At 66.3% G+C, this 13,156-nt stretch carries 13 protein-coding genes; 9 read left to right on the top strand and 4 right to left on the bottom strand.

The genetic code is table 11. The features are described from left to right. The first annotated feature begins 2 nt into the window (after nt 1-2). The 9 genes from AB4Z51_RS08270 (at nt 3) to AB4Z51_RS08230 (ending at nt 9,279) form a co-directional block, all read left to right on the top strand. Nucleotides 3-467, top strand: a complete 465-nt coding sequence (locus AB4Z51_RS08270) for a GNAT family N-acetyltransferase (protein WP_441497294.1) — start codon at nt 3-5, stop codon at nt 465-467. Nucleotides 468-555: 88 nt separating this feature from the next. Next, on the top strand, nt 556-1,599 hold the full coding sequence (locus AB4Z51_RS08265; RefSeq protein WP_441497239.1) for a LacI family DNA-binding transcriptional regulator: 1,044 nt from the start codon (nt 556-558) through the stop codon (nt 1,597-1,599). 82 nt (nt 1,600-1,681) lie between these two features. After that, a complete protein-coding gene (gene xylB, locus AB4Z51_RS08260) occupies nt 1,682-3,139 on the top strand; it encodes a xylulokinase (RefSeq protein ID WP_441497238.1) in 1,458 nt (485 codons plus the stop codon). Then, nucleotides 3,136-4,458, top strand: coding sequence for a xylose isomerase (xylA, locus tag AB4Z51_RS08255; RefSeq protein ID WP_441497237.1), 1,323 nt, complete (start codon nt 3,136-3,138; stop codon nt 4,456-4,458). Before xylB ends, xylA begins: the two co-directional genes overlap by 4 nt. A gap of 12 nt (nt 4,459-4,470) precedes the next feature. Then, nucleotides 4,471-5,229 (top strand): ATP-binding cassette domain-containing protein, encoded by a 759-nt coding sequence (locus AB4Z51_RS08250; protein ID WP_354181812.1) that lies wholly within the window; start codon nt 4,471-4,473, stop codon nt 5,227-5,229. After that, a complete protein-coding gene (locus AB4Z51_RS08245; RefSeq protein ID WP_085399632.1) occupies nt 5,229-6,311 on the top strand; it encodes an ABC transporter permease in 1,083 nt (360 codons plus the stop codon). Before AB4Z51_RS08250 ends, AB4Z51_RS08245 begins: the two co-directional genes overlap by 1 nt. A gap of 94 nt (nt 6,312-6,405) precedes the next feature. Further along, nucleotides 6,406-7,338: a sugar-binding protein gene (locus AB4Z51_RS08240; RefSeq protein ID WP_441497236.1), complete on the top strand. Its 933-nt coding sequence runs from the start codon at nt 6,406-6,408 to the stop codon at nt 7,336-7,338. A 107-nt stretch (nt 7,339-7,445) separates the two neighbouring features. Further along, entirely contained in the window at nt 7,446-8,423 is a 978-nt protein-coding gene (locus tag AB4Z51_RS08235; protein WP_166068585.1) for an aldo/keto reductase, read from the top strand. Between the two features lie 4 nt (nt 8,424-8,427). Then, on the top strand, nt 8,428-9,279 hold the full coding sequence (locus AB4Z51_RS08230; protein ID WP_441497235.1) for an amidohydrolase family protein: 852 nt from the start codon (nt 8,428-8,430) through the stop codon (nt 9,277-9,279). Nucleotides 9,280-9,462: 183 nt separating this feature from the next. Here the strand turns inward: AB4Z51_RS08230 and AB4Z51_RS08225 are convergent, their stop codons facing one another. From AB4Z51_RS08225 to AB4Z51_RS08210, 4 genes are all read right to left on the bottom strand, one after another. Beyond that, the gene (locus AB4Z51_RS08225; protein ID WP_166348207.1) at nt 9,463-9,828 is read right to left on the bottom strand and encodes a nuclear transport factor 2 family protein; all 366 of its coding nucleotides are present in this window, start codon (nt 9,826-9,828) and stop codon (nt 9,463-9,465) included. A 154-nt stretch (nt 9,829-9,982) separates the two neighbouring features. Further along, the gene (locus AB4Z51_RS08220; protein WP_014491332.1) at nt 9,983-10,333 is read right to left on the bottom strand and encodes a RidA family protein; all 351 of its coding nucleotides are present in this window, start codon (nt 10,331-10,333) and stop codon (nt 9,983-9,985) included. 136 nt (nt 10,334-10,469) lie between these two features. Beyond that, the gene (locus AB4Z51_RS08215; protein WP_441497234.1) at nt 10,470-11,387 is read right to left on the bottom strand and encodes an alpha/beta hydrolase family esterase; all 918 of its coding nucleotides are present in this window, start codon (nt 11,385-11,387) and stop codon (nt 10,470-10,472) included. A 3-nt stretch (nt 11,388-11,390) separates the two neighbouring features. After that, nucleotides 11,391-13,049, bottom strand: coding sequence for an FAD-binding dehydrogenase (locus AB4Z51_RS08210; protein WP_441497233.1), 1,659 nt, complete (start codon nt 13,047-13,049; stop codon nt 11,391-11,393). Nucleotides 13,050-13,156 lie beyond the last annotated feature (107 nt).

The raw sequence follows: 13,156 nt of genomic DNA, 5'->3' as shown, positions 1-13,156 counted from the left end.
CGATGCAGGTCCGCACCGGCGATACCTTTGATCCGCGCGTCATTGCGCTGCTCGACCATCACGTCACGGCTGCGCGGGCGCAGACCGCGCCGGGCAGCGCCCATGCGCTCGATCTCGCTGGGCTGCGCGCGAGCGACGTCGCGTTCTGGACCGGCTGGGACGGCGAGACGCTGGTCGCCACCGGCGCGCTGAAGATGCTCTCGGCCGACCATGGTGAGGTGAAGTCGATGCACACGCTGCAAACCACGCGGAGGCGCGGCTTCGGCGGCCGGATGCTCCGCCACATCATCGCTGAGGCCCGCGCGCGTGGCTTGCAGCGGCTCAGCCTCGAGACCGGCTCGTGGGATTATTTCAAGCCCGCGCATGCGCTCTACCAGGCGCACGGTTTTGTGCTCTGCGGCCCGTTCGAGGGCTATGTCGAGGATCCCAACAGCCTGTTCCTGACGCGCGACCTGACCGGCGGCTGAGGCCGCGCGGTGTGACCCGGACCCGAAAACATCGTCGTGCGCCTCAAAATGAGTTGCGTACCTCAAAACACCTCGATAACCTTCAGCCATGGCCGATACTTTCACCGCGACCGCGCTGACGCTGAAGGACATCGCCCGCGAGGCGGGCGTCAGCCTCGCGACCGTCGACCGCGTCCTGCACAACCGCCCGGGCGTGCGGCCCGATACGGTCCGGCGGGTCAAGGCGGCGATCGAGCGCAACGCCTTCCAGCCGCACGTCGCGGCCGCGGAGCTCGCCCGCAGCCGTGCCCGCCGCTTTGCCTTCGTGATGCCGGCGGGGTCGAACCCCTTCATGCAGCAGATCGAGGCCTATCTCGGCGAGATGTCGGCCTGGCTCTCAGCCCGCCGCCTCGGCGTCGAGGTGGTCGCCACGGATGTGTTCGACCCGTCCGTGCTCGCGGTCTCGCTGGAGGCGCTGTCCGGCGATTACGACGGCGTCGCCGTGGTGGCGCTGGACCATCCCGGGGTCCGCGCCGCGATCAACGATCTCGTCGACGCCGGGACCAGGGTCGTGACGCTGGTCTCGGACGTGCCGTCCTCGCGTCGCCACCATTATGTCGGCATCGACAACATTGCGGCGGGGCGCACCGCCGGCGCGCTGGTCGGTCGGCTGGTCGGCCAACGGTCCGGCAAGGTCGCGATCGTCGCGGGCTCGCAGGGCCTGCGCGACCATTCCGAACGCATCTTCGGCTTCAGCCAGGTGATGGCGTCGGAATTCCCCGATCTCAGCGTGCTGCCGGTGCTGGAAGGGCGCGACGAAGACGGCCGTTCGGAACAGGTTCTGGCGCAGCTGCTCGGCAGGCATGCTGACATTGTCGGCCTTTATAACGTCGGCGCAGGCACGCAAGGCGTCGCCACAGCGTTGAGCGATGCCGGCCGCGGCAAGCAGGTGGTATTCGTCGGACACGACGTCACCGTACTGACGCGCCGGCTGCTGTTGCAGGGCGTGATGGATGCCGCGATCTCGCAGAACCCCGGGCATGAAGCGCGCGCCGCCGTGCGCGTGCTGCTCGCGCTTGCGCGCGGCGAGCCGATCTTGCGCGAACAGGAGAAGATCAGGATCGACATCGTGATGCGGGACAATTTGCCCTAGGGGCGGGCGGATTTCGAAACGGTCCGATGCGGAAAGGGCGACTCTGAGATCGCGCACCGCAACAGGCGAAGGGGAGGACGGCGTGTATATCGGTATCGACATCGGCACATCCGGTGTGAAAGCGGTGCTCGTGAGCGAAACCGGCGCGATTGTCGCGACGGCCGCGCGCGAGCTTGCGCTGTCGCATCCCGCGCCGCTGTGGTCCGAGCAGGATCCCGACGCCTGGGTCGATGCGGCGGTTGGCGCCGTCGACGATCTCGCCGCCCGCCATCCGCGCGAGGTCGCTCAGGTGCGCGGCATCGGGCTGTCCGGCCAGATGCATGGCGCGACGCTGCTGGACGAGGATGGACGGCCGCTGCGCCCCGCTATTCTGTGGAACGACGGCCGTTCGCACGCCGAATGCGTCGCGCTCGAGCGGCGCTGCCCGTCGCTGCACACGATCGCCGGCAATCTGGCAATGCCCGGCTTCACCGCGCCCAAGCTGCTCTGGGTCGCGCGGCACGAGCCGCAGATCTTCGAGCGCGTGGCGAAGGTGCTGCTGCCGAAGGCCTATGTGCGTTATCGCCTCACCGGCGAGATGGTCGAGGACATGTCCGACGCCGCCGGCACCCTGTGGCTCGACGTCGGTCTGCGCCGCTGGTCGGCGCTGCTGCTGCATGCCGTCGGGCTCGATCTCCACCACATGCCCCGCCTCGTCGAGGGCAGCGAGGTCAGTGCAGTGCTCGCGCCGGAATTCGCGCGGCGCTGGGGCATGGCGAATGATGTCGTGATCGCCGGCGGTGCCGGCGACAATGCCGCGAGCGCCATCGGGCTCGGCGCGATCGCGCCGGGCGATGCGTTCCTGTCGCTCGGCACATCAGGCGTGGTGTTCCGCGTCACCGATCGGTTTGCACCGGTGCCGGCTTCGGCCGTGCATGCGTTCTGCCATGCGCTGCCCGGCCTCTGGCATCAGATGGGCGTGATGCTGTCGGCCGCGGCTTCGTTGGCCTGGCTCGCGGGCGTGATGGAGACGCCGGCCGCCGCGCTCCTGGCGCCGCTCGGCGAGCGTGTCGACGGACCGAGCTCCATAAAGTTCCTGCCCTATCTCGACGGCGAGCGCACGCCACACAACGATGCCGCCGCCAGCGGCGCCTTCGTCGGCCTGCGCGGTGCGACCGGGCGCAGCCAGATCGTGCAGGCCGTGCTGGAAGGCGTCGCCTTCGCCGCGCGCGACAACCTCGCGGCGCTGAGCGCGGCCAGCGGGCCAATCGCGGAGGTCGATCTCGTCGGCGGCGGCTCGCGCTCGCCGCTGTGGGCGCAGATCTGCGCCGACGTGCTCGGCATTCCCGTTCACCGCGTCGAGGAGGGCGAGGTCGGGGCCGCGCTCGGCGCCGCACGGCTCGGCCGGCTCGCCGCCACCGGCGAAGATCCCGCGGAAGTGTGCAAGCGCCCGCGGCGGCTCGCGAGCTTTGCACCCCGCGCATCCGTCACTGCGGCCTATGACGAGGCCTATCGGCGGTGGCGCGAACTTTATCCTGCGTTGAAGGAGAGCCTTAAGTGAACGCATCAGCCAAATTCTTCGATGCAAGCGCCCCTGTCGCCTTCGGCGGCAAGGATGCGGGAAACACGCCCGCCTTCCGCTGGTACGACAAGGACCGGCTCGTGCATGGCCGCAGGCTCGAGGATCATCTGCGCTTTGCGGTCTGCTACTGGCATTCGTTCTGCTGGCCGGGCGGCGATCCCTTCGGCGGCGAGACCTTTCTGCGCCCCTGGCATCAAGGTGCTGATGCGATGGCCCAGGCACGCGCCAAGGCCGATGTCGCCTTCGAGCTGTTCCGCCTGCTGGACGTACCCTTCTTCACCTTCCACGACGTCGATGCGGCGCCGGAAGGCACTTCGCTCAGCGAGTCCGTCGCCAATCTCAACGCAATCGCCGACCTGTTCGAAGCGAAGATGGCCTCCGCAAAGGTCCGCTTGCTCTGGGGCACGGCCAATTTGTTCACGCATCGCCGCTACATGGCGGGTGCCGCGACCAATCCGGACCCCGAAATCTTCACCTATGCCGCCGGCCAGGTCCGCGCCGCGCTGGAGGTGACGCACCGGCTCGGCGGCCAGAACTATGTGCTGTGGGGCGGCCGCGAGGGCTACGAGACGCTGCTCAACACCGATCTCAAGCGCGAGCTCGACCAGCTCGGCCGCTTCATCTCGCTGGTCGTCGAGCATAAGCACAAGATCGGCTTCAAGGGCCCGATCCTGATCGAGCCGAAGCCGAAGGAGCCGACCAAGCATCAATATGATTTCGACGTCGCCACCTGCTACGGCTTCCTGGAGCGCTACGATCTCCTGAACGACGTCAAGCTCAACATCGAGCAGAACCACGCCATTCTCGCCGGCCACTCCTTCCATCACGAGGTCGCGCTCGCCGAGGCGCTCGGCATCTTCGGCTCGCTCGACGTCAATCGCGGCGACGATCTGCTCGGCTGGGACACCGACCAGTTCGCGATGAACGTGCCGGAGCTGGCTCTGGTGTTCCACGAGATCCTGAATCGCGGCGGATTCACCTCGGGCGGGCTCAATTTCGACGCCAAGATCAGGCGGCAGTCGATCGACCCCGACGATCTGATCCATGCCCATGTCGGCTCGATGGATGCCTGCGCGCGCGCGTTCCTCGCCGCCGCCGACATGCTCGATGCCGGCGCCCTCACCGCACCGCTCGCGCAGCGCTACGAGGGATGGGCGGGACCCGAGGGCCGGGCCATTCTCGGCGGCCAGCGCTCGCTCGCCGAACTTGCCGACCGTGCGCTCAGCCCCGGCTTCGACCCGCGGCCGCGCTCGGGGCGGCAGGAATATCTGGAATCCCTGGTCAACCGTTACGTTTGAGGAAGGCCGCTGATGACAAAGGCTGAAGCGACACCGGTCCTCGAGCTGACCGGCATCGGCAAGGAGTTCGGCGCAATCCGCGCGCTGCATGGCGTCGACCTGCAGGTCCAGCCCGGCGAGGTCGTCGGCCTGATGGGCGACAACGGCGCGGGCAAGTCCACGCTGGTCAAGATCATCGCCGGCAATTTCCGTCCCAGCCATGGTGAGATCCGCTTTGCCGGCAACGCGGTCCATTTCAACCGGCCCGTCGATGCCCGCGGCGTCGGCATCGAGGTCGTCTACCAGGATCTCGCGCTTGCCGACAATCTGACGGCTGCTGCCAACGTTTTCCTCGGCCGCGAGCTGAAGCGCAGGTTCGGCCCGCTCGCATTGCTCGACCACAAGGCGATGGCGGTGCGTGCGCTGGAACTGTTCGGCGAATTGCGCTCGGAGACGCGCCCCGACGATCTCGTCAAGCAGATGTCTGGCGGCCAGCGCCAGGCGGTTGCGATCGCGCGGACGCGCCTCTCCAACGCGCGGCTGGTCATGATGGACGAGCCGACCGCCGCGATTTCGGTACGGCAGGTCGAGCAGGTGCTCGGCCTGATCCACCGGCTGAAGGAGCAGGGCGTCGCCGTCATGCTGATCTCGCACCGCATGCCCGACGTGTTCGCGGTGTGCGACCGCGTGGTCGTCATGCGTCGCGGCGAGAAGCGGGCCGACAAGCCGATCCACCAGACGTCGCCCGAGGAAGTCACCGCCCTGATCACCGGCGCGAAGGAGGCGGCGTGATGGCCATGCCCTTGGAATCTCCGATCAGCTTCACCAATGTCGGCCGGATCAGATGGTGGCAGCGCGGCATCTTCGCCTCCCAGACCGGCTATGTCCTGCTCGCGCTGGCGATGCTGCTGGTGGTGATGCATTTCGCCAGCCCTTATTTCTTCACCGAAGGCAACATGCAGAACGTGGCGAAGAATTTCTCCTTCATCGCCATCGCCACCCTCGGCGTCACCTTCGTGATCATCACCGGCGGCATCGATTTGTCGGTCGGCTCGATGATGTGCTTCTCCGCCATGATCACCTCGATGGTCATGACCGAGCTGTCGGCGCCCGGCTCGCCCGCAGGCTCGCTGTTCGTGCATATGGCCGCCGACGGCAAGACCGTGCTGGCCAACGTGCCGGGTCTGATCCTGCTGATCTCGATCCTCGCGGGCCTCGGCGTCGCGCTGATCGCGGGCCTCGTCAACGGCTTCTGTATCGCCGTGCTCGGCCTGTCGCCCTTCGTCACCACGCTTGGCATGCTCTCGATCGTGCGTGGGCTCGGCTATGTCGTCTCCAACGGCCGCGGCAGTTTTCCGGGCGGACCGGACGCTGATTACTTCTACGCGCTCACTTCGGGCGACGTGCTCGGCGTGCCGGTGCCGTTCATCTACCTCGTGGTCCTCGCGCTGGCGATGGCCGTGGTCCTGCACCACAGCTCGTTCGGCCGCCACGTGTTCGCGCTCGGAGGCAACGAGAAGGCCGCCGAGCTCACGGGCATACCGGTCGTGCGGGTGAAGATCGAGGTCTATGTGATCTGCGCGCTTGCCGCAGGGCTCCAGGGCATCATCATCTCCGGCTGGCTCGGATCGGCGCCCGCCAACATGGCGACGTCCTACGAGCTCAATGTGATCGCGGCGGCCGTCATCGGTGGCGCCAACCTCGCCGGCGGCATCGGCGGTCCGTTGGGGGCCATCGTCGGCTGCGTGCTGCTGGAAGTGATCCGCAACGGCCTCGTGCTGGCACAGGTCAGCTCCTACTGGCAGCAGACGCTGGTTGGCGTGATCATCATCCTGGCGGTGCTGGTCGATCGCATCCGCTCGCGGATGATCTGAACTGACGTCGTTCCGGGAGGGCAACGAAAATGTCGCCTGTCCGCTCCCCGGACGATCTTGAGAGGATGGGCGCCAGAGAAGGGTGGAGGAAACAATGAGGAAACTTCTTCTTGCCGGCATCGCGGTCGCGATGATGGCGACGCCGGCGTTTGCCGCGAACTACCGTTTCGTGATCGTGCCCAAGGCGATGAACAATCCGTTCTTCGACTTCGCGCGCGATGGCTGCCTGAAGCGTGCCAAGGAGCTCGGCAACATCGAGTGCATCTACAAGGGGCCGGTGGAGCATGAGCCGGCGACGCAGGCGCAGATCATCCAGGACTTCGTCACCCAGAAGGTCGACGGCCTCGCCATCTCGGTCGCCGACGTTGCGGCCATGACCAAGTCGATCGAGGCGGCGACCGCGGCCGGCATCCCTGTCATCACCTTCGATGCCGATGCGCCTGGCTCCAAGCGGATCGCCTATATCGGCACCAACAACAAGGAGTTCGGCGTCGCGCTTGGCAAGGAGCTCTTGAAGCTGCGGCCCGATGGCGGCAAATACGCGATGGTCTCGGGCGGTCCGGGCGCCAAGAATCTCGCCGAGCGCGTCGACGGCGTCCGCGAGGCGCTGAAGGGCTCGAAATGGACCGAGGTCGCGGGCTCGCCGACCTTCTGCAACGACGATCCGGCGCTGGCGGTCCAGCAGATGACGGATATGCGCACCGCCACGCCCGACCTCGCCTCGATCGTTCCCATCGGCGGCTGGCCGATGTTCGCCCCCGAAGGCTTCAAGGCCTTCGCCTCCAGGAACAAGAAGGACATCGACTCCGGCAAGTTCGCGCTGGTCGTCGCCGATACGCTGAAGATGCAGCTTGAACTGCTGCGCGACGGTTACGCCAATGCGCTGGTCGGCCAGCGTCCGTTCGAGATGGGCGAGAAGGCGATGGATACGCTGCTCGCCATCAAGAAGGGCGAGAAGGTACCCGAGATCGTCTATACCGGCCTCGATCTCGTGACCAAGGACAACGTTGCGCAGATGTTGAAGTAGGAGCGTCGCCAGCCCCGTGCTCCTGCGATCCTCTCCCGCTTGCGGTTACCGCAAGCGGGAGAGATGATTTGGACGGTTGGAAGGAAGACTTTTGGAAGGCAATGGGAATGAAACGATCGCGGCTCGGCTCCCTCGACGTCACCTCAATCGGTCTCGGTTCGGCCCCGCTCGGCGGATTGTTCACCGCCGTCAGCGATACCGATGCGTTCGCCACGATCGAGCGCGCCTGGTCGGCCGGCATCCGCTTCTACGACACCGCGCCGCTCTACGGCTTTGGCCTCGCCGAACGGCGGATCGGCGCTTTCCTGCTGCAGCAGCCGCGCGACTCCTACGTCATCTCGACCAAGGTCGGTCGTCTGCTGCGCGCGCCTGATGGCGCGGCCGCCGAGGACGCGCACTACAAGGGTACGTCGCGCGAGCGGCCGGTGTTCGACTTCTCCTATGACGGCGTGATGCGTTCGGTGGAGGAGAGCCTGACGCGCCTTGGGCTCGACCGCATCGATGTCCTGCTCGTGCATGATCCCGACGATCACTATGACGACGCCGTGGCCGGCGCCTTCCGCGCGCTCCAGCGCCTGCGCGCCGACGGCACGGTCAAGGCGATCGGTGCCGGCATGAACCAGTCGGAAATGTTGGTTCGTTTTGCCCAGGCCGTTGCGGTCGACTGCTTCCTGCTCGCCGGCCGCTACACGCTGCTCGACCAGGGTGCGCTGGATGCGCTATTTCCGGTCTGCCGCGAGAAGAACATCGGCATCCTGCTCGGCGGCATCTACAACAGCGGCATTCTGGCCAATCCACATCCCGGCGCGAAGTTCAACTATCAGGACGCCGACGCGGCGCTGATCGCGCGTGCGCTCGAGCTCGACGAGCTCTGCCGCAAGCACGGGACCGAGCTGAAGGCCGCCGCGCTCCAGTTCTGCATGGCCCATCCGGCGGTCACAATTGCCGTGCTAGGCGCGCGCAACGCCGCGGAAGTTTCCGACAACATCGCGATGTCGGAGAAGGCGGTGCCACAAGCCTTCTGGCAGGAGCTGCGTGCGCGCAAACTCGTCGACGCACGCGCGCCGTTGCCGGGCGGAGCGTGAGGGCATGATCATCGACGGCCATCAGCATTTCTGGGATCCGTCGCGCGCCGACTATCCCTGGATGGACGCGCCGGAATTGGCCTCGATCCGCCGCGCCTTCGGCCCCGCCGATCTCGCGCCGCTGTTGAAAGCAAACGGCATCGACGCGAGCATATTGGTGCAGTGCCGCTCCGCGCTGGAGGAGACCGGGGAATTCTTGCGGATCGCGCATGCGACGCCCTCGGTGATTGGCGTCGTCGGCTGGGCTGATCTGACGGACGGTGCGCTTGGCGACACGCTCGACCGCTTGCGCGCTTCGCCCGGCGGCGACAAGCTGGTCGGCATTCGTCACCAGGTGCATGACGAGGCCGATTCGGACTGGTTGTTGCGCGAGGACGTTCAACGCGGCCTCACTGCAACGTTCGCCCGCGATCTCGCCTACGATTTCCTGGTCCGCACCCGCGAACTGCCCGCCGCGATCGCAACTGCACAGGCCTTTCCGCAAGCGCGTTTCGTGCTCGACCACGCCGCAAAACCGCCGATCGCCGATGGCGGAAGCGCCGAATGGGCCGATCGCATCGCGGCTCTCGCGGCCTGCGGCAATGTCTGGTGCAAGATTTCGGGCCTCGCGACGGAAGCGGTGTGGAGTGACTGGGATGCGGAGCGGCTGTTTCCGTTCGTCGAACATGCCGCAACATGTTTTGGCGAGGATCGCCTGATCTTCGGCTCGGACTGGCCGGTGTGTCTGCTTGCCGGGAGTTATGGCGAGATCAAGGGAGCGCTGGAAGCGTGCCTGGCGAAGCTTGGGCCGAATGTTCGAGAGAAGGCATTTGGTGTGAATGCGAAGCGAGCCTATCGGCTGGCAACTGCAAGCTAAGGGCCGGGCTCTTGCTTACCCTCCCCTGGAGGGGGAGGGTCGATCGCGCGCAGCGCGAGCGGGGTGGGGTGATCTCTCCGTTCGGGCACCGCATCGGTGGAGAGACTGTCACCCCACCCCGGCTCACATTTCGCTGCGCTCAATGTGAGCCGACCCTCCCCCTCGAGGGGAGGGTAAGAGACGTCATGCGCCCGCGGGCACCTGGTCCAGAAATCCCGTGATGCTCCTGATGCGGCCGTCCTTCAGCACGGCGAAGTCGGTGCCCTTGATCGGGCTGTCGACACCGTCGGGACCGAGGCCCCATGAAAAGCGGACGTGTTCGCCGTAGCCGTTGGGCTCGCCGATCAGCGTGAACTTGAAGTCGGGAAAGCGCTGCTGCACGCCCGCGATCAGCGCGTCGATGCCGTCCTGCCCGTCGCCCTTCATCAGGGGATCGACATAGCTCGCATCCGCCGTCCAGTTTTCGCTGAGCAGTTCGCGACGGCGGCCTGCGGCGCGCTCGTTCCAGAGCTCGATGTAGCGGCGGGCGATGGTGACGGGGTCGGTCATGGTGCTCTCCTTCGATGGCGCCGTGTTCGGCTGTCTCGACTATCGAAGGTTCGCACGCGCAGATCGATTACCTCGGAGGTCATGCGCACGCAGAAAAGAAGCGCGATGATGCTCTCATCGCGCTTCGGACGTTCGCAACAATTTCAGCGCGAATTTACTTCGCCGCGGTGACCATGATCTCGACGGTGTACTGAGCCGCCGCGAGCTTGGCTTCGACAGTGGCGCGAGCCGGGGTGTTGCCGGGCGAGACCCAAGCGTCCCACACCGCGTTCATCTCGGCAAAGGTCTTCATGTCGGTGATGTAGATCGTGGCCGAGAGCAGCTTCGACTTGTCGGTGCCGGCCTTGGCGAGATGGCTGTCGATGGTCGCCAGGATGTCCTGGGTCTGCTTCGTGACGCTTTCACCGGCGGCCTTGTTGGCGACGACGCCGGCGAGATAGACGGTGTTGCCGTGCACGACGACCTGGCTCATGCGCGGGCCGGTTTCGAAACGCTGAATGCTCATTGGGGGGATCTCCTGGTGGGAATGGCGGCCCTGTCTAACCCAGCGCCCCCAGCTCTGCCACCCCAGGCACGCATGCGTTGCCGGGCACGCATGCGTTGCCAGGCACGCATGCGTTGCCCGCCGACGCACGCGTCGTTCACGGAAACTGACTGAAAAACGACCAGATCGTCTCGGCGCCGTCGATGTCGCGGTTCTGCGGCCCGAGCAGGCTGGTTGCAACCTTCGGGAAGCGGGCATCCGGAGCGAAGCCGGGCATGCGGTGGCCGCCATGGTTGATGCGATAGAGCACGACGTCGTGCCCTTTGGGACAGCGTGAGGAGATCCGTGTGACCGTAGACTGATCCGCGGGCGCCTTCTCGGGCAAATCGGTCACCTCGGCGTCGTCGGTCTCGCAACCATTGAGCTTGCGCCAGAAAGCCAGCGTCTCTTCGGTGGACCAGAACCCGTCTGCGGCATAATAGCTCGATCCCCGTCCTCCCTCGTAGGGGACCAACGGGTCGGCCGTGCCGTTGATGAGCAGCATCGGCAGCGGCCGCGATGGATGGCAGGTGACTGCGGCCTCATCCGTGAGGTTCATGATCACGCTCGCGCCCGCCGCAAACAGATCGGCGCGCGCGCAAACCAGCGTCATCGCCATGGCGCCGCCATTGGAGGTGCCGGCGACATAGACACGCTTCGGGTCCGCCGTGCCGTTCGTCACCAGCGTCTCGACCAGCTTTGCGATGAAGGCGATGTCGTCGGTGCCCTCGGGCGGGCCACGCAGCGCTGGTCCAGCCTTGGTCCGCGCATCGGCCCAGGCATGGTTGAGGCCATCAGGGAAGACCACGGCAAAACCTTCGCGCTTCGCGACCTGCGGCCACGCCGTTCGCGCGACCATGTCGGCGCCGCGCTGGGTCTTGCCGTGCAGCACGACCACGAGCGGCACCAGCCGCTTCGCCGGCAGTTGCGCGGTGTAGGATCGCTTCACGCCGTTGACGTCGATCGTATCGGCGGATGCGGCCGAGGCTGCGGCCAATGCCGCAAGAAGCGCCCCGATCTGCATCCACCTCCGCATGATCTAGCCCACGGCCTTCGCCGCGGCGCGGCCGGCATTGCGGCCCGAGAACAGGCAGCCGCCGAGGAAGGTGCCTTCCAGCGAGCGATAGCCGTGCACGCCGCCGCCGCCGAAGCCTGCGGCTTCGCCGACCGCATAGAGGCCGGGAATGACGCTGCCCTCGCTGCCGAACACGCGCGAGTCGAGATCGGTCTCGAAACCGCCCAACGTCTTGCGGGTGAGGATGTTGAGCTTGACCGCGATCAGCGGCCCCTGCGCGGGATCGAGGATGCGGTGCGGAGAAGCCGTGCGGATCAGCTTGTCGCCGATATAGCGCCGCGCATTGTGGATGTTCATCACCTGCGCATCCTTGACGTAGGGATTGGCGATCTCGCGGTCGCGCGCCTCGATCTGCATCCTGACATGCTCGAGCTTGAGGAGGTCGCTGCCGGCGAGCTTGTTCATGGCCGTGACGAGATCCTCGATCTTGTCGCGTACGATGAAGTCGACACCATGGCTTTTGAATGCCTCCACCGGCGCCGGCGCGCCCTTGTTGGTGGCGCGGCGCAGGGTCATCCGCCAGCTCTTGCCTGTCAGATCGGGATTCTGCTCCGAGCCCGACAGCGCAAATTCCTTCTTGATGATGCTCTGGGTCAGGATGAACCAGGAATAATCATAGCCGGTGGACATGATGTACTGGAGCTGGCCGAGCGTGTCGGAGCCGGGAAACAACGGCGCCGGCAGCCGCGTGCCTGTTGCGTTGAACCACATCGAGGACGGGCCGGGCAGGATACGGATGCCGTGGCGCGGCCAGATCGGATTCCAGTTCTGGATGCCTTCGACGTAATGCCACATGCGATCGCGGTTGATCAGCCGCGCGCCCGATTTCTCGGTGATGCCGATCATGCGGCCGTCGACATGCTCCGGCACGCCGGAGATCATGAACTTCGGCGGCTCGCCAAGCCGCTTCGGCCAGTTCTGCCGCACCAGCTCGTGATTGCCGCCGATGCCGCCGGACGCCACGATCACGGCCTGCGCCTTCAGCGCGAACTCGCCGACCACGTTGCGCGACGAGCTCCTGCCACGCTCGACATTGTCAGGGGCGAGCACGGCGCCGCTGATGCCGTCCACCGTGCCGTTGGTGATGGAGAGCGCATCGACGCGATGGCGGAACCTGAAGGTCAGCCGGCCGCTCTTCATGGCCTCGCGCGCGCGGCGCTCGAACGGCTCGACGATGCCGGGGCCGGTTCCCCAGGTGACGTGGAAGCGCGGCACCGAATTGCCGTGGCCCATCGCGTCATAGCCGCCGCGCTCGGCCCAGCCGACCACCGGGAAGATGCGATGCCCCATCGCGCGCAGCCAGTCGCGTTTCTCGCCCGCCGCAAACGCCACATAGGCCTCGGCCCATTGGCGCGGCCAGAAATCCTCGTCGCGGTCGAAGCCGGCGGTGCCGATCCAGTCCTGCATGGCAAGGTCGAAGGAGTCCTTGATGCYGAGCCGGCGCTGCTCGGGAGAGTTGACCAGGAACAGGCCGCCGAACGACCAGAACGCCTGGCCGCCGAGCGACTGCTCGCCTTCCTGGTCGACCACGATCACCCGCTTGCCGGCGTCGGCGATCTCGGTTGCGGCCACCAGTCCCGATAGTCCCGCGCCGACGACGATGACGTCTGTCTCTTCAGCCATAGGTTCCCCCCTGTAGTTACCCGGGATTGAAGCCAGCGGTTGCAGCTGAGATCAAGGGTGTGGCGCATAAGGCATCGTTAACTTGTTCCGCTTTGGGATTAGGGCCG

This window comes from Bradyrhizobium sp. 2TAF36 (genome assembly GCF_052114925.1).
Classification (GTDB): Bacteria; Pseudomonadota; Alphaproteobacteria; order Rhizobiales; family Xanthobacteraceae; genus Bradyrhizobium; species Bradyrhizobium barranii.
Note: the sequence above shows the minus strand (reverse complement) of the source record. Positions and strands in the feature narration are given on the sequence as shown.